Source organism: Nonomuraea sp. bgisy101, from assembly GCF_057708945.1.
Window position 1 is genome coordinate 71674 of the sequence record NZ_JBYITD010000025.1, and the last position, 16573, is coordinate 88246.

Annotated in this window: 19 protein-coding genes and 1 pseudogene; 19 read left to right on the forward strand and 1 reads right to left on the reverse strand. The window is 67.4% G+C overall.

The window, feature by feature from the left end; genetic code table 11:
• Position 1: 1 nt before the first annotated feature.
• From AC3EO4_RS37690 to AC3EO4_RS37760, 15 genes and pseudogenes are all read left to right on the forward strand, one after another.
• Entirely contained in the window at positions 2-397 is a 396-nt protein-coding gene (locus AC3EO4_RS37690) for a DUF742 domain-containing protein (protein WP_379575364.1), read from the forward strand.
• 7 nt (positions 398-404) lie between these two features.
• Complete coding sequence (locus AC3EO4_RS37695; protein WP_379575442.1) at positions 405-962, forward strand: GTP-binding protein; 558 nt, start codon at positions 405-407, stop codon at positions 960-962.
• 55 nt (positions 963-1017) lie between these two features.
• Positions 1018-2577 carry a signal recognition particle protein gene (gene ffh / locus AC3EO4_RS37700; RefSeq protein WP_379575365.1) on the forward strand — a complete coding sequence of 520 codons (1560 nt, stop codon included), beginning with the start codon at positions 1018-1020 and terminating at the stop codon, positions 2575-2577.
• A 276-nt stretch (positions 2578-2853) separates the two neighbouring features.
• Entirely contained in the window at positions 2854-3303 is a 450-nt protein-coding gene (gene rpsP, locus AC3EO4_RS37705; protein ID WP_379575366.1) for a 30S ribosomal protein S16, read from the forward strand.
• Between the two features lies 1 nt (position 3304).
• Entirely contained in the window at positions 3305-3550 is a 246-nt protein-coding gene (locus AC3EO4_RS37710; RefSeq protein ID WP_192780433.1) for an RNA-binding protein, read from the forward strand.
• A 65-nt stretch (positions 3551-3615) separates the two neighbouring features.
• The gene (rimM, locus tag AC3EO4_RS37715; protein WP_379575367.1) at positions 3616-4119 is read left to right on the forward strand and encodes a ribosome maturation factor RimM; all 504 of its coding nucleotides are present in this window, start codon (positions 3616-3618) and stop codon (positions 4117-4119) included.
• Positions 4116-4889: a tRNA (guanosine(37)-N1)-methyltransferase TrmD gene (gene trmD, locus AC3EO4_RS37720; protein WP_431900212.1), complete on the forward strand. Its 774-nt coding sequence runs from the start codon at positions 4116-4118 to the stop codon at positions 4887-4889. Before rimM ends, trmD begins: the two co-directional genes overlap by 4 nt.
• Before the next feature lie 126 nt (positions 4890-5015).
• Entirely contained in the window at positions 5016-5381 is a 366-nt protein-coding gene (gene rplS, locus AC3EO4_RS37725; RefSeq protein ID WP_379575369.1) for a 50S ribosomal protein L19, read from the forward strand.
• Between the two features lie 207 nt (positions 5382-5588).
• Positions 5589-6305 (forward strand): signal peptidase I, encoded by a 717-nt coding sequence (lepB, locus tag AC3EO4_RS37730; RefSeq protein ID WP_431900213.1) that lies wholly within the window; start codon positions 5589-5591, stop codon positions 6303-6305.
• Between the two features lie 10 nt (positions 6306-6315).
• Positions 6316-6885, forward strand: coding sequence for a signal peptidase I (lepB, locus tag AC3EO4_RS37735; protein ID WP_431900215.1), 570 nt, complete (start codon positions 6316-6318; stop codon positions 6883-6885).
• A 30-nt stretch (positions 6886-6915) separates the two neighbouring features.
• Positions 6916-7578, forward strand: a complete 663-nt coding sequence (locus tag AC3EO4_RS37740; protein WP_379575374.1) for a ribonuclease HII — start codon at positions 6916-6918, stop codon at positions 7576-7578.
• A gap of 18 nt (positions 7579-7596) precedes the next feature.
• A complete protein-coding gene (locus AC3EO4_RS37745; protein ID WP_067184127.1) occupies positions 7597-7920 on the forward strand; it encodes a DUF2469 domain-containing protein in 324 nt (107 codons plus the stop codon).
• A gap of 1690 nt (positions 7921-9610) precedes the next feature.
• Positions 9611-9964: a YraN family protein gene (locus tag AC3EO4_RS37750; protein ID WP_379575375.1), complete on the forward strand. Its 354-nt coding sequence runs from the start codon at positions 9611-9613 to the stop codon at positions 9962-9964.
• Positions 9965-10216 (forward strand): annotated as a pseudogene (locus tag AC3EO4_RS37755) (magnesium chelatase domain-containing protein); the annotation flags it as partial.
• Positions 10217-10243: 27 nt separating this feature from the next.
• Positions 10244-11719, forward strand: coding sequence for a recombinase family protein (locus AC3EO4_RS37760; RefSeq protein WP_431900217.1), 1476 nt, complete (start codon positions 10244-10246; stop codon positions 11717-11719).
• Here AC3EO4_RS37760 and AC3EO4_RS37765 read toward each other — a convergent pair.
• Positions 11716-12330, reverse strand: a complete 615-nt coding sequence (locus tag AC3EO4_RS37765) for a hypothetical protein (protein WP_431900218.1) — start codon at positions 12328-12330, stop codon at positions 11716-11718. The two genes, AC3EO4_RS37760 and AC3EO4_RS37765, sit on opposite strands and share 4 nt — an antisense overlap.
• A 100-nt stretch (positions 12331-12430) precedes the next feature.
• On the opposite strand from AC3EO4_RS37765, the gene AC3EO4_RS37770 reads away from it, so the two are divergent.
• The 4 genes from AC3EO4_RS37770 to AC3EO4_RS37785 all read left to right on the forward strand — a co-directional run bounded on the left by AC3EO4_RS37770 (position 12431) and on the right by AC3EO4_RS37785 (position 16482).
• Entirely contained in the window at positions 12431-12685 is a 255-nt protein-coding gene (locus AC3EO4_RS37770) for a helix-turn-helix domain-containing protein (RefSeq protein WP_431900220.1), read from the forward strand.
• Entirely contained in the window at positions 12682-12816 is a 135-nt protein-coding gene (locus tag AC3EO4_RS37775; RefSeq protein ID WP_431900222.1) for a hypothetical protein, read from the forward strand. The genes AC3EO4_RS37770 and AC3EO4_RS37775 overlap by 4 nt, the downstream gene beginning before the upstream one ends.
• A 345-nt stretch (positions 12817-13161) precedes the next feature.
• Positions 13162-15015: an AAA family ATPase gene (locus AC3EO4_RS37780; RefSeq protein ID WP_431900223.1), complete on the forward strand. Its 1854-nt coding sequence runs from the start codon at positions 13162-13164 to the stop codon at positions 15013-15015.
• Between the two features lie 873 nt (positions 15016-15888).
• Positions 15889-16482 (forward strand): helix-turn-helix domain-containing protein, encoded by a 594-nt coding sequence (locus tag AC3EO4_RS37785; RefSeq protein ID WP_431900224.1) that lies wholly within the window; start codon positions 15889-15891, stop codon positions 16480-16482.
• Positions 16483-16573 lie beyond the last annotated feature (91 nt).

Consider the following 16573-nt stretch of genomic DNA (forward strand, 5'->3'; position numbering starts at 1 on the left):
AGTGACGGACCCCAGATGGAATCCCGGCGGCGGCTGGCAGCCCCCGCAGCCCGTCCATGCCGAGCCGGCCTCACCGGTCCGTCCATACGCAGTGACGGGCGGGCGTACGGCGCCGCGGGTGAAGTTCGCGATGGAGGCGCTGGTCTCCTCCGCCACGGTGGAGCCGCGTGATCTCTCGCACATGCCGGAGTACGCGGCCATCAGCCAGCTCTGCCGCAGCGTGCGGTCGGTGGCGGAGATCTCGGCGCTGCTGCGGATCCCGCTCGGCGTGGTCAGGGTGCTGATCGCGGACATGGCGACGGAGGGACTCGTGCGGGTGCACCAGCCACAGCTCGACGCTGGAAAGCCCGACATCAACCTGCTCGAAAGGGTGCTCAGTGGACTTCGCAGGCTCTAGCCGCGGGCTGACCTCGACGAAGATCGTCGTGGCCGGCGGCTTCGGCGTGGGGAAGACGACGTTCGTGGGTGCGGTGTCGGAGATCCTGCCGCTCACCACCGAGGCTGTCATGACCAACGCCTCGGCGGGCGTGGACGACGTCTCGCTCACCCCGAACAAGACCACCACGACCGTGGCCATGGACTTCGGCCGGGTGTCGCTGGACAGGGACCTGATCCTGTACCTGTTCGGCACGCCGGGTCAGCACCGGTTCTGGTTCATGTGGGACGACCTGGTCCGCGGCGCCATCGGCGCCGTCGTGCTCGTCGACACCCGCAGGCTGGCCGACTCCTTCCCCGCGATCGACTACTTCGAGGAGGCCAAGCTGCCCTTCGTCGTCGGCCTGAACGGCTGGGACGGGCAGCAGCTCCACTCGGAGGACGAGGTGCGCGACGCGCTCACGCTGTCGCCGCACATCCCGATCGTCAGGCTGGACGCCCGCGCCCGCGACTCGGTGAAGAGCGCGCTGATCACCCTGGTCGAGCACGCGTTGACCATCCGCATGGCCGTCCCCGGTCTCCAATAGCGGTTAGGCTGAGTCGCAAGACCACGCATATTCGCTTCGAGGACTGGCCTACCACGTGTTCGAGACGCTTTCCGACCGGCTGACATCGGTCTTCTCCTCCCTCCGATCCAAGGGTCGGCTGTCCGACGCCGACATCGACGCCACAGCGCGCGAGATTCGCATCGCGCTGCTCGAGGCCGACGTCGCGCTGCCTGTGGTCAAGGCGTTCGTCGCCCAGGTCAAGGAGCGGGCTCGCGGCGCCGAGGTCTCCCAGGCGCTCAACCCCGCCCAGCAGGTCGTCAAGATCGTCAATGACGAGCTGATCGCGATCCTGGGCGGGGAGACCCGCAGGCTCCGCTACGCCAAGACGCCGCCGACGGTCATCATGCTGGCCGGTCTGCAGGGCGCGGGCAAGACGACGTTGGCGGGCAAGCTGGCCAAGTGGCTGCGCGACCAGGGCCACGCGCCCATGCTCGTCGCCGCCGACCTGCAGCGACCCAACGCGGTCACCCAGCTGCAGGTCGTGGGCGAGCGGGCGCAGGTCGCCGTCTTCGCCCCCGAGCCTGGCAACGGCGTGGGCGACCCCGTCGGCGTGGCCAGGCAGTCGATCGACTTCGCCAGGCAGCGCCAGCACGACATCGTCATCATCGACACGGCCGGCCGCCTGGGCATCGACCAGGAGCTGATGCGGCAGGCCGCCGACATCCGCGACGCGGTCTCGCCTGACGAGGTCCTGTTCGTCGTCGACGCCATGATCGGCCAGGACGCGGTCACGACCGCGCAGGCCTTCATGGAGGGCGTCGGCTTCGACGGCGTCGTGCTCACCAAGCTCGACGGCGACGCCAGGGGCGGCGCCGCCCTGTCGGTACGCCACATCACCGGCAGACCCATCATGTTCGCCTCGACGGGTGAGAAGCTCGAGGACTTCGACGCCTTCCACCCCGACAGGATGGCCTCGCGCATCCTCGACATGGGCGACATCCTCACCCTGATCGAGCAGGCACAGAAGACCTTCGACGAGGAGCAGGCCGCCAAGATGGCGGGCAAGCTCACCTCGGGCGAGAACTTCACCCTCGAGGACTTCCTCGAGCAGATGCAGATGGTCCAGAAGATGGGCCCCATCAAGAACCTGCTCGGCATGATGCCCGGCATGGGGCAGATGCGCGACCAGATCAACTCCATCGACGACCGCGACCTCGACCGCATCGCCGCCATCATCCGCTCGATGACGCCGGGCGAGCGGCACGACCCGAAGATCATCAACGGGTCGCGCAGGGCGCGCATCGCGGGTGGCGCCGGCGTGTCGGTGACGGCGGTGAACAACCTGGTCACCCGCTTCTTCGAGGCGCAGAAGATGATGAAGCGCATGGCGGGGGGCCTGGGCATCCCCGGCATGCCGGGCGGCAGGGGCAAGGCCGCCAAGGCGGCGCAGAAGAAGTCCAAGAAGGGGCGGCGCGTCAGCGGCGACCCGCGCAAGGCGGCGCTGGGCAAGGCCAACTCCGCCGAGGAGGAGGCGGCGCCCCGCATGGGCGGCGCCCTCGGCAACCTCGGCGGCCTGGGCGGCAAGCTCCCCAAGGGAATGGAGCTGCCGCCGGGCTTCGACCCCTCCAAGCTGAAGCTGCCAGGCCAGCAGTGATGTTCGACAAGCGGGCACGAGTGATCATCGCGGTCCTCGTGCTCGCCATCTTCGCCCTCACCGCGTTGCAGCAGTTGGGCGTCAGTTTCCGCTGAGGGCTGTGTCGGGTTCGCTCACCCCTTTGGATCTGGCACAATGGCATGTTGGAACACCGTGGCCAGGTGGGTGCCCTCTCACCTCCCGCCGGTCACGCCTGTCCCTCGAGCCGACACTCCGCCGTGCCCCACTCGGCGAGGCGAAGCTCACCCACGCTCTAATGCAGGAGAGACCACACCAGTGGCAGTCAAGATCAAGCTCAAGCGGCTCGGCATGATCCGCAACCCGCAGTACCGCATCGTCGTCGCCGACAGCCGTACCAAGCGGGACGGCAGGGCGATCGAGGAGATCGGCCTGTACCACCCGAAGGAGAACCCTTCGTTCATCAAGATCGACGCCGAGCGCGCCGCGTACTGGCTGGGTGTCGGCGCGCAGCCGACCGAGCCGGTCCTCAAGCTGCTCAAGCTCACCGGCGACTGGCAGAAGTTCAAGGGCGAGGCCGCCCCTGAGCCGCTGAAGGTCGCCGAGCCCAAGGCCGACCGTCACGCCATCTACGAGGCTGCGGCCAAGGAGGCGCTGTCCGGTGGCGACACCGGCACCGCCGCCACCACGCCGAGGAAGGCCAAGAAGAAGGAAGAGGCCGCGGAGCCCGCCGCTGAGGCTCCCGCTGAGACTCCGGCCGAGGCCTGACATGCTCGAGGAGGCCCTCGAGCACCTCGTGAAGGGCATCGTCGAGAATCCCGACGACGTCCGCGTCCGTGCCCGCCGCATCAGAAGCGGGCGCGTTCTCGAGGTCCGGGTCCACCCCGAGGACCTCGGCAAGGTCATCGGTCGCGGCGGCCGCACGGCCAAGGCGTTGCGCACTGTGATCAACGCCTTGTCCGACGGCAAGTACGTGCGGGTCGACCTGCTCGATCTGCACGAGGCCGTCCGCTAGCGAGGAGTGTCGTGCCCCCACCGGCCTGGCCGGTGGGGGCCGTTTTCGTGGAAGGTAGTGCAAAGGTGCAGCTAGTCGTCGGCAGGATCGGCCGCCCCCACGGGGTGCGCGGCGAGGTGACCGTCGAGGTCCGAACCGACGAGCCAGGCCTGCGCTTCGCCCCGGGATCGTCCCTGGCCACCGAGCCCGCCGCGCGCGGCCCGCTCTCGGTCGAGGGCCACCGCTGGCACAAGGGCATCCTGCTGGTGCGTTTCGAGGGAGTCTTCTCCCGCGAGGCGGCCGAGGACCTGCGCGACACGTTGCTGGTCATCGACTCGGCCGATGTGGCGCCGTCCGACGACCCCGACGAGTTCCACGACCACCAGCTCATCGGGCTGTCCGTCGTCACCGTCGGCGGCGAGCGGGTCGGCGAGGTCACCGACGTGCTCCACCACGGCCAGGACCTCCTGGTCGTACGGCGCGCCGACGCCGACGACGCCCTCATCCCGTTCGTCAAGGCACTCGTCCCCGAGGTCGACGTGCCAGGGGGAAGGCTCGTCGTCGACCCGCCGGAAGGCCTGCTGTCATGAGGCTCGACATCGTCTCGATCTTCCCCGAGTACTTCGCCCCGCTCGACGTCTCCCTCATCGGCAAGGCGCGCGAGCGCGGCACCCTCGACGTGCGGCTGCACCAGCTGCGCGACTGGGCGCACGACGTCCACAAGACCGTCGACGACACCCCCTACGGCGGCGGCCCCGGCATGGTCATGAAGCCGGAGGTCTGGGGCGAGGCGATCGACTCGATCATCGGTGACGGCACGCCCCGCATGGTGGTGCCCACGCCGAGCGGCCGCCCCTTCACCCAGGAGCTGGCCCAGGAGCTCGCCCACGAGCCGTGGCTGCTGTTCTGCTGCGGACGCTACGAGGGCATCGACTCCCGTGTCATGGCCGAGTACGGCACGCGCCTGCCCGTCGACGAGGTCAGCATCGGCGACTACGTCCTGGCGGGCGGCGAGGCGGCCGTCCTGGTCATGGTCGAGGCGATCGGCAGGCTGCTGCCAGGCGTGCTCGGCAACGCCCACTCGGCCGTCGACGACTCCTTCGCCCCCGGCGCGATGCAGAACCTGCTCGAAGGGCCCGTCTTCACCAAGCCGCCGGTCTGGAGAGGGCGCGAGGTGCCTGACGTGCTGCTTTCCGGACACCACGGAAAAGTGGCCAGATGGCGCAGGGACGAGGCGCTGCGCCGTACGATGAGGAACCGGCCCGATCTGGTCGAGGCGCTCGAGGCCTCGGCTCTCGACAAGCGGGACAAGGAGCTGCTGCTCTCGTTTCGCGCCGAGCCGGAAGATATGGCAGACTGAATCGCTGGTGTGCCCGTCGTAGGCCACCTGATTCATCCAACCAGCAGGCGTGTCCCCCTCGTCGCAGTGCCCAGGCGCTGCCGGGTGGACCTCCGCATGCTCGCTAAACGTTGAGGAAACGCTCTCATGCACACGAAGATCCAGGAGCTCGAGAAGGCCACCCTGCGCAGCGACGTCCCGGCCTTCCGCCCCGGTGACACGCTCGAGGTGCACGTCCGAGTCGTCGAAGGCAACCGCTCCCGCGTCCAGGTCTTCAAGGGCTTCGTGCTCCGCCGCCAGGGCAGTGGCGCCCGCGAGACCTTCACGGTCCGCAAGGTCAGCTACGGTGTCGGCGTCGAGCGCACCTTCCCGGTCCACAGCCCGGTCATCGAGAAGATCACGCTGGTCACCCGCGGTGACGTGCGTCGCGCCAAGCTCTACTACATGCGCGACCTGCGCGGCAAGGCCGCCCGCATCCGCGAGAAGCGCGAGGCCGTGCCCGCCGGCAAGTAGGTCCTCACCGAAGGGCCCCGTGACCACGCAGGTCACGGGGCCGTTCGGCTTTGCAGGGGCATTTCCTTTATGTGGAGCGACGCGGGGTCGCGTGTACCCTCCCTCGGGCAGGGCCTTCATCTAGGCTCGTCAGCGATGAAAAGCGAGAGCCGGAACAAGGTGGAGACAGCTGCACGGAGGAAAGGGTCGTTCTGGAAAGAACTACCCGTGCTCGTGGTCATGGCACTGGTGCTGGCTCTCGTCGTCAAGACCTTCGTGTTCCAGGCGTTCTACATCCCGTCGGAGTCGATGGAGAACACCCTCCTGACCAACGACAGGGTCCTGGTCAACAAGCTCGTCTACCGCACCCGCGACATCGAGCGCGGCGACATCGTCGTCTTCTCCGGCGCGGACTCCTGGGACGCGGGCGTCGCCCCCGAGATGCCCACCAACCCCGTCGCCGCCTTCTTCCGCTGGGCGGGCACCGCCTTCGGCGTCGTGCCCGGCGAGAAGGACTACATCAAGCGGGTCATCGGCGTCGGCGGCGATACCGTCACATGCTGCGACATCAAGGGACGCATCACGGTCAACGGCGTCGCGCTGGACGAATCGCCTTACCTCTATCCTGGCAACGTGCCCTCCCAGAGCTTCTTCACGACCAAGGTGCCCGAAGGGCGGCTCTGGGTGATGGGCGACCACCGTCAGGTCTCGCTCGACTCCCGCGAGCACACCTCCGCCCCCGGCGGCGGCTCGATCCCTGTCGACCAGGTCATCGGCCGCGCCTTCGTCATCATCTGGCCCCTGTCCAGGGCCACGACCCTGTCCATCCCCGAGACGTTCGCGCAGCCCGCCGGCGCTCTGGCAGGGGCGGCACCGGCACTGGCCGGGCTCGCAGGCGCCCTGCCGCTGTTCTGGCTGCGCCGACGCTGGCACACGAGGCGGTAGCCGTACCCCCATGGCAGTTGAAGAGAGCAAGAAGCGCAGAGGCGGGCTCAAGGAGACGTTGTTCCTGATCGCCCTGGGCGTCGGCGCGGCGCTGCTGCTGCAGGCGTTCGTCGTGCGGTCGTTCTACATCCCCTCCGAGTCGATGGAGAACACGCTCAGGATCGGCGACAGGGTGAGCGTCAACAAGCTCCACGGCGCCAGCGAACGCGGCGACATCGTGGTCTTCACGGGGTGGAACGGCGAGGACACCATCAAGCGGGTCATCGCCGTCGGCGGCGACAAGGTCGCCTGCTGCGACGCGAAGAAGCGCATCACCGTCAACGGGATTCCGCTCGACGAGAACTACCTCTTCCCCGACGACTTCCCCTCGGGCGAGGAGTTCTCCTACACGGTGCCCCAGGGCAAGCTCTGGCTCATGGGCGACCACCGCTCCGCCTCCGTCGACTCCAGGACCCACGTGCGCCAAGCCGGCGAGTGGATCTCCGAGGACCAGGTGATCGGCAGGGCGTGGGCCATCTACTGGCCCTTCTCCCACGCCACGATCCTCAGCCGGCCCGAGATCTTCGACAAGGTGCGGTGAGTCGCGGATGGGGCGTACGCTGCGTGTGTCATGTTTCGACCACGTCCTAGCGTTGTCCGGCGCGATTCCGGGCTCTACGCCTACGAGCGGGCGCTGGCGCGCAGGGGGCTGACCCCGATCGCCGGAGTCGACGAGGCGGGCAGGGGCGCCTGCGCGGGACCCCTCGTGGTGGCTGCCGTCGTGCTCAGGCGCGAGATCGAGGGGCTGGCCGACTCCAAGCTGCTGGCGCCCCCGATCAGGTCGGCGCTGTACGACAAGATCATGGCCACGGCCGAGGTCGGCGTCGTCGTGATCCCTCCCGCCGAGATCGACGCGCGCGGGCTGCACAAGTGCAACGTCACGGGAATGCGGCGGGCGGTGGCGCGGTTGCCGTTGGTTCCCGGATACATCCTCACCGACGGCTTCCCCGTCCCAGGGCTGCCCGCGCCGTCGCTGGCCGTGTGGAAGGGGGACCAGGTGGCGGCCTGCGTCGCGGCCGCGTCCATCGTGGCGAAGGTGACGCGGGACAGGATGATGACGGAGCTGTCCTCGGACTTTCCCGAGTACGGCTTCGCGGAGCACAAGGGGTATGTGACTCCGGCCCACCGGCGGGCGTTGCGCTCGTATGGGCCATGTTCACACCATCGCTTCTCCTTCGTGACGGTGTCACGGACCTTCGTGGGGGAGAATGGAGTGGGGGCAGGAGTTGCCTGATCAGGCTGGAGGACCGGGATGAGCGCAGAGGATCTCGAGAAGTACGAAACCGAGATGGAGCTGCAGCTTTACCGCGAATACCGTGATGTGGTCGGGCTGTTCACGTATGTCGTCGAGACCGAGCGGCGGTTCTATCTGACGAACTCGGTGGATCTCGACGTGCGGACGGCGGAGAACGGGGACGTGTTCTTCGACGTGAAGATGCAGGATGCTTGGGTTTGGGATATGTACCGGCCTGCACGGTTTGTTAAGAATGTACGGGTGGTGACGTTCAAGGACGTCAACGTCGAAGAACTGGCCAAGCCTGACCTGGAAATGCCCAAGGAGGGCTTCTCGGGCTGAATTCCGTGACGGGTCCGGTCAGGGGCTTCCATCAGCGCCTTACGGGCGTGGAGACCGGGCCGGCTCGGAGACTCCACCCGGTCTTCCAGACGCGGCCCGGACCGGGCCTGGCCGGAGCGCTTCCACTTCCGTCTTCCAGATGTGGCGCAGATCGGGGCCGGGCGGAGGGCTTCCACTCCCGTCTTCCAGATGTGGCGCAGATCGGGGCTGGCCGGAAGGTTTCCACTTCCGTCTTCCAGGGGTGGCCGCAGTCCCGGGCCGGGCGGAGGGCTTCCACCTCCGCCTTCCAGATGCGGGCAGATCGGGGCTGGCCGGAAGGCTTCCACCTCTGTCTGCCAGGGGCGGCGCAGACCGGGGCTGGGCGGAGGGCTTCCACCTCCGTCTGCCAGGGGCGGCGCAGACTCGCGCGGGGGCAGAGGGCTTCTACCCGCAATTTCCCGGCGTGGCATCATCTGCGCATCGCTCTTTCGACGGCATTCGCCGTGGTTCCCACCCGGCGAGGTGGACGGGCGTTCCCTGACCACGCCACGCTCGCCTTCGGGCCCACGCCCCCTCTGGCCGCCGACGAACAGCACCAGTCTGCCGACCCGGTCACCCGCGGGGCTCGTTGGCTCACACCCCTTCGGGCTCACACCCCCTGGCCGCTGACGAACCACACCCGTCTGCCGACTCGGTCACTCACGAGGCTCGTTGGCTCACACCCCTTCGGGCCCCACCTCCCTGCGGGCCGCCGCGCCCCTGCGCTCCGCGTCCATTTGGGGCCTGCGCCCGTCCGGGACCGCCGCTTGTCTTCCCCCGCGTCCTCTGTGCCTCGTGCCCTGTGCCCCGTGTCCGTCTGGGGCCTACGCCCGTCTGCCCGCGTCGCCCTGTGCCCGGCTCCCCTGCCTATGCCATGCGTCGCCCTGCGCCCCGCGTCTACCCGCGCCCCGCGTCCGTCTGGGGCCTACGCCCGTCTGCCCGCGTCGCCCTGTGCCCGGCTCCCCTGCCCATGCCATGCGTCGCCCTGTGCCTCGCGTCTGCTCCGCGTCCATCTCGGCCTGCGCCCATCCCGCGTCAGTGCAGCCAGCCGAGGCCCTTTGGCCAGTCCAGCCTGGCCGGAGTCGCTAGGCCCGCCCATGACGAGCCGTTCGGACGCCCGCCCGCCGAGTTGTCTCCTGACCGTTTCCCTTTGGCGGATGCTCCCCACGTCCGGCCCATACACGCCGAGCCACCTAGGTCCCCTGGTCACCTTCAGCGGGAAGCCCTGCCCCGCCCTGGGGACGCATGCTTGCCGCAGCCGCAGCCGCAGCCGCAGCCGCAGCCGCAGCCGCAGCCGCAGCCGCAGCCGCAGCCGGAGGTGTGAGGGCGACTCATCCGCGCCCCAGACGCACACCCGTTCCAAGGTCACAAGCCGGCCGTTCCCAAGGCCGCGAGCCGCTCCGGCCGTTCCCAAGGTCGCGAGCCGCTCCGGCGGTTCCCAAGGTCGCGAGCCGCTCCGGCGGTTCCCAAGGTCGCGAGCTGCCCCGGCGGTTCCCAAGGTCGCGAGCCGTCCCTCGCACCTCCATCATCAAGACTCCGCGGACCGCCCCACCTACCCGGCCATTCGGTTGTCCACAGGCGCTCAGCCCCACACCCCCGCCGTCCACAGAATCCGATTCACCCCCCTCCACCCCACCCCCGCTCCGGAACAGTCAGCCCCGGAGGTGGTCCCATGTCACCCAAAGACGAGCTGGGCAAACACGGCGAGCAGGTCGCCGTCGACTACCTGCGTGCCGAGGGCATGCAGATCCTCGATCGAAACTGGCGCTGCCGCCACGGCGAGATCGACGTCATCGCGGAAGACGGCACGAACCTCGTCGTCATAGAGGTCAAAACCAGATCAGGCCGCACCCACGGCACCGCACTCGAAGCCGTCCGCCCCGCCAAGCTGGCCCGTCTGCGCATGCTCGCCGCCAAGTGGCTGGCCGCCCAACCCCGCCGCTTCGACTTCGTGCGCGTCGACGTCATCGCCTTGGAGCGGATCGGCGACGACTTCGCGATCCGCCACGTCCGGGGGGCGATCTAGATGGCAGTGGCACGCACGCGCAGCGTCACCCTCATCGGCGTGACAGGCCGAAGCGTCGAGGTCGAGGCCGACGTCGGCAGCGGCCTGGCAGGCATCCACCTCATCGGCCTGCCCGACACCGCGCTCAGCGAAGCCCGCGACCGCGTCCGCTCGGCGATGGTCAACAGCCACTACCCCTGGCCCGACGCCCGCATCACGGTGAGCCTCTTCCCCGCCAGCCTGCCCAAGCGTGGCAGCCAGTTCGACCTAGCGAATGTCAAGCTGTGGCATACTTAAATTATGTCGGATCCCAACGTGCGCGAATATGTGCTCTACCTGCGCAAATCCAAAGGGCGAGCCGGTATAACTCGCCAAAGACGGGCCTGCCAAGTCCACTTAGACAGAGTCGGCGGCCGTATCGTCGCCGAGTTCATCGACACCGACCGGACCGCGTTCGTCAAGGTAGGCGCCGACGCCGCCCGCCGCGACGACTACAAGGCGATGATCGACGAGTTGCACCATGACAAGAGGTCGCTGCCACTAGGAGTGCTCGCCTGGCACGCTGACCGACTCCACCGCAACCCGGGCGAGGCCGAGTCCTTCATTGCGGAGTGCGCAAAGGGGCAGCACCCTGTGGAGACGGCGCGATCCGGCTCCTACGACCTGTCGACGCCTACCGGGCGCAAGCGGTTCCGTAACGACGTGGTCGACGCAGCGTACGAGGTTGACCACGCCATCGAACGAATCGAGGCTATGAAGGTGGAATCCGCCATGGAAGGTAGATGGCTGGGTGGTCGCCGCCCGTTCGGGTTCGAGCCTGACGGGGTGACGGTACGCCAGGTCGAAGCGGCTGAGTTGGACGCCAGGGGAGACGATCTCCTCTCGGGCGTCAGCACGTTCGCCATCACGCGTGACTGGAACGCCCGCGGCGTCGCCACCAGCACGGGCGGGCAGTGGACTCCCAAGAGCGTTCGTACGGTCTTCCTGCGCCCCCGTAACGCGGGCCTGATGGAGCACCGCGGCGAGATCGTTGGACAGGCTGAGTGGCCGGCCATCATCGAGGAGCCGAAGTGGCGGGCCATCGTCGCTCTCCTCAACGACCCTTCCCGTCGCACCACGCCAGGGCCGCAGCGTCGCTGGCAAGGATCCGGTCTGTATGAATGCGGTGTGTGTGTCGAGGCCGAGGCTGAGAAGACCACGGTCATAGTCGGCACAGCCGGACTAAGTACAGGCGGCAAGCGGAAGACGGTGCCCTCCTACCGGTGCGCGGCGGGCCGTAACCACGTCGCCCGCAATCCCGAGCACCTCGACCGGTACGTGAGCATGCTGGCTGTTGAATGGCTGTCCAGGCCTGGCGCGGTCGAGGCGTTCGAGAGTAGGGGAGACGACACCTCGGCGCGCGCCCGCGTCCTCGAGCGTGAGGCGCTACGACTGCGCGACCAGGAAGCGGCCGAGATGTTCGCCGAAGGTCTGATGACTAAGGCGCAGCTGGTCACGGCAAACCAGACGACGGCTCGCCGCCGGGAAGAACTCGACCAGGCCGACGCCGCTGCAGCTCGCGTCACGGCCCTGAGTCCCTTCCGGGCGGGCAACGCTCAAGCTGTCTGGGACGAACTCGACCTCGACCGCAGGCGAGCTGTCATCTCGCAGATCATGCGGGTCATCATTCTGCCGTCCAGCCTCGGACGCCCTGCGGGGTGGACTCCCGAGTACGGCAAGCAATGGGGCTACTTCAACCCAGACGCCGTTTGCATCGAGTGGAAGGTGCCGGCCTAGGTCTTATCTGAGGGGAGAGCGATCAGCCCGCGGAGCTTGGCCTCGCGAGTCCAGCGGTGGATCGTGGTCGGCTTGACGTCGTTCGCCTCCGCCAGCTCCTGCGCCGGCCGTTGGCTGATCGAGGCCAGTGCGAGGAATAGCTCGCCCACGCGCCGGTAGAACTCGTCAGGCTTTCGGTAGCCCTCCGGTATCTCCACCTTCAGATCCAACGTGGGAGGCTTCTGCGGCTCAGGCCGGATGGTGTACGCCATCAGCTGACCAGGCAGGTCGTCAGCAACCACGTGCGCAGGCGACACAAGCCTGTCGAGTTCGGCACGGTGGCAGGGTTGATTGATCGCCGCCTCGATGCGCTCCCATGGGATCACGCGAAGAATCCCGCTCGTTGCCGCACCCTCAGACCTGGCAACCACGCGCGTCTCCCGGATCTCCAACGCGCGGCCTGTCTTCTGTGGACCGATCCTGACGAACACCATGGCGTTGTCCGGGACCTGCGGAGCGAAGAAGGATGCCCAGCCAGAGAACTCCCGCGGCTCGAAGCTCAGCAGCTCCGTACCGTCCGCACTCAGCGGGATGACGTACGGCGGCGGCTCCAAGTCTCTGATGTTGGTCACATGTGCAGAGTAACGGGCTAGTCCCGTAGTTGAAACACCCGCAGCAACATAGATAGCCGCTGCGTTGACTTAGGATCTCGGCTGGCCGTAATCTTCAGCTATGACTTTGCAAGCCACAGCTGTAACACCGGATCGGCCTTTAGCTGATCGTGTCCGCGCTGCGCAGCTCCCGTCGCCGCAGGTTCGCCGTCGCATCCGGCGCGACTCCCGTGCCACTCTCCGAGACTTCGCCGACGAGCTCGGCGTCAGTGCGATGACCGTCCTCCGCTGGGAGCAGGGAAAGGCCGAGCCGCGCATGGACCACGCCATCGCCTACAGGCAGCTCCTCGACCAGATGAGGGAGGCGGCCAAGTGATCGACATGCAGGCATACGTGAAGGCGGTCGTCGATCAGGCGCCGCCCCCGAGCCCGGAGCAGCTCGCGCGCCTGCGGCTGATTCTCTGCGGCTCTACGACCAGCGTGGAGAATGCCGATGCCGCCGCCTAACAACACGAAAGCCGCTCCGGGCAGGGAGCGGCTTTCGAACAAGGTGACCCGCAGGGGCACCAACAACGCCAACCACACCGTACAGGGTGGCTCTCTCAATTTCGAGAGGAACCGTGTTCCGTCCGCGTTCGCGAGTCTCTTCCCGCCCGACGGCGCCGGCCGCAAGCAGTGGTGGGTGGCATACCGGTGCCCGCACTGCGAAGCAAGCCACCTTGGCCGCTCCCGCGAGCGCATCCAGGACGGGCTGCGTCGTTCCCGCTGTGGTCGGCGTATCTGGCTCGTGATCTCCCGGACATACCGGGCCCGACGGGAGATGAACGTTTGATGCAGGCTGTCCAGCGGGTCATGGCCGCATTGAACGAGCGCGGTCTGGCCGTGCGCGACAGGCGCGGCTACCTCATGGCGCAGTGTCCCGCCCACGACGATCAGACCCCATCTCTCAGCATCCGCCCGGTTGCGGGCAAGGTGCTGCTCAAGTGCTTCCCCGGATGCGAGACGCGCGATGTCGCCGCCGCGCTCGACCTGCCCATGTCCGCCCTGTTCGACGAGGAGAAGGACAAGGGCAGGATGGCCGCCCCCGTGACCATCGCCGAGTACGAATACGTTGATGAGCACGGCGGACTGCTGTTCGTGGTCGAGCGGAAGTTCCCGAAAGGCTTCAAGCAGAAGCACCGCGACGATCGCGGCAAGTGGGTCCGTAACCTTCAGGGCGTTCGCCGCGTCCTGTATCGGCTGCCTGCCGTCGTGGAGGCCGCGGCAAACGCGGAGACGGTCTACGTCGTCGAGGGAGAAAAAGACGTCGCCGCCTGCGAGCGGAGAGGCCTGGTCGCGACTTGTAACCCCGGCGGCACCGGCATGGGCTGGCACTCCTCGTACGGAGACTTCCTCAAGGGCGCGCACGTCGTCATCGTGGCCGACCGAGACGACAAGGGACGCGAGCACGCCGAGAGGGTCGCCGCCGACCTGGACGGCAAGGCCCGTTCCGTCCGCCTGGTCGAGCCCGCCATCGGCAAGGACATCTCCGACCACTTCGCCGCCGGCAAGTCCGTGGACGACTTACGGCCCATAGGCAGCGAGCCCGAGAGCGAAGGCGAAGAGGAGCTTCCTCGCCGCCAGCTGGTACTCACAGCCGCCTCTTCGATCCGGGTTCGACCTGTGCGGTGGCTGTGGGACACCACCCCAGACGGGCAACCTCCCACCTCGCACGGGCGGATCCCAATGAACTCGCTGTCCATCGCGGCGGGCGGGCCTGGCCTCGGCAAGTCCCAGTTCGGCGTGTGGATGACTGCGCGCATCACCAACGGCGCGCTGCCCGGCGAACTGTTCGGCAAGCCGCGGTGCGTCATCTACGCCGCCACCGAAGACTCCTGGGCGTACACCATCGCACCCCGGCTCATCGCGGCCGGGGCAGACCTCGACAAAGTGTTCCGGGTCGACGTTGAGGACGACGGCAAGCCCCACGCCCGCCTCACGCTGCCGAGCGACACCAGCATGCTCGGGCAGGTCGCCGAGGAATACAGCGTCTCACTGCTGGTGGCGGACCCGCTGCTGTCCCTGATCGATAAGTCCATCAACGACTACCGCGCCGCTGAGGTACGCCAGGCGCTGGAGCCGCTCGTGGCCGCTGCCGACAAGCACCACTTCACCATTCTGGGTCTGGCTCACTTCACCAAGTCGGGCGTGGCCGACCCGCTGGCCCGAGTCGCCGGGTCAGGCGCATTCGGCCAGCTCATCCGATCCTTGGTCGTCTTCGCCCGCGAGGAGAACGAAGACGGAGACGACACCTACGTCCTGTCGTGCGAGAAGAACAACCTCGGGCGACTCGGGCTGCCCTCGTTCGAGTACATGATCCAACCCTTCACCGTCGACACCGAGGATGGCCCCTCGTACGTGTCGCGCTTCGTGCTAGGCCCTGAGACCGCCACGACGGTCCGACAGGTGATGCGCGACGAGGTCATGCCCGACCTCGACCGAGAGGAGACGAGCGAGACGGTCAAGTGGCTTAGGGGCTACCTGGCCGATCTGGGCGGAACGGACTTCCTGGACGACCTCAAGAAGACGGCGCGTAAGCGTGGCATCAGCGAGTCCGCGTTGAAGCGCGCTCGGCGCAAGCTTGGAATCAAGTCACAGCAGCAAGGTTTCGGGGCAGATAAGCGCGCGCTATGGATCCTTCCCGGGACCATCGCGGACGAGTCATGATCGACACCCTCCCCATGCACGGTGAACCGTATGACCCAATTGGCATCTTTGGGTCTGACCTGCGGTTTCTCGCGAACCTCTTGGTGGCCCGATTGGCCCGATTGGTGACCCGATTGACGGCCCCCAATCGGGCCGCTCGCCGCCCAATGAGTCCAATCGGGTCACCAATCGGGCCACGGCAAAACGCCAGGTCAGACCCAACATGGCCAATAAGTTCACTTCTTCGTAATTAGAGGGCAAGCGCGATCACGAAGTTGCCCCCTCAGCGCGCACTTCAGGCCAGAAGACGATTCGACAGGAGAGCACATGACCAAGACCCCCAAGCCACGCTTCGTCATGCACTGGGACCGAGGAGGGGAGTCACTACTGATGACACCCCTCCTGTCGCGGGTTGCAGGCTGAACCCCGCGGGCCGTCAGGTCCCAGCAGGACTCAACGCTCAAGGGTGGGAGCTATCTCCCGCCCTTGAGGGCAGGTCATCAACCGACCTAGCCCAGGGACACGGCTCAGTCCGGACCCCTGGCGTTCGCCCAGCTCGGACCGCCCTAACTACGGTTACGGCAGAGCGACCTGTGCAAACGCGCCCCACGCTGTCGTGTACCCCCGACCTGCACGGGTCTAAGGCCCGAGCAGACCTGCGTCACGACCAGCGTGACGCAGGTCTTCACTACGGCATCCGCCACAGCGACCACCACCGCGCAGATCGCGAACATTGTGACCGCCACCCCGGCGGTCACAACACAGGTCCCGAAAGGACCTCAGTCCCAGTTGACGCATAGGCGGTTGACGCAGCTTCCGAGCGAACGCCCAACACCAGGGGAACACCGCCGAAACTCCGCTTCCACATCGCTTACCTCAACGAAGGAGCCCCGCATGCCGCAGGACATGAAACTGCCTGACGGAAGCTACGGAACTCCGGACCCCGACCAGCCACACATCATGACCCTCTGGTGGGTCCACAAGCGCAAGATGAAGACCTGGCCGCCCAAGCACAGGTGGGCGCCCTTCCCGCCCAAGGCGCCGGCCGAACTGGACGGGCACGCACGCCGAGAGTGGCGAGACGCCTGGTACGACTCCACCTACTGGCCGTGGAAGCAAGCCGTCATCGACGCCATCGCCGCCGGCCTCGACACGGCCCGCGCCAACTTCGCCGAGCACGTTGCGCCTGAGGACCGGCCGGTAATTCCCGCCGCCGGGAAAAAGCCCAAAACGGACAAAGTGCGAAACGAGGAGATCAAGGCCGCGTTCCTGTACGACGTGCGCGGCCTGTCGCTCGAGGACGTCATGGGTTCTCTGAATCTGCCCCAGACAACGGCCTGGCGCCGTATCGAGTCCGGTCGTCTGCTGCTCGCCCAGGTGCAAGACGCCATCGACCGCGTCAAGGCCATCGAGTCGCGCTCGCCGTGGCTGATCGCCGCCGACCTCATGGACGCCCAGAGTGGGGAGCTTCCACGTGCTAACCCATAAGACGTGCCAACGGCTCAAGCCCGCGATGGGGGGAACGAATCGTTACCCCATGCGGGGAAGTGATGACGGTTACTCGCCGGTAACGGTACAG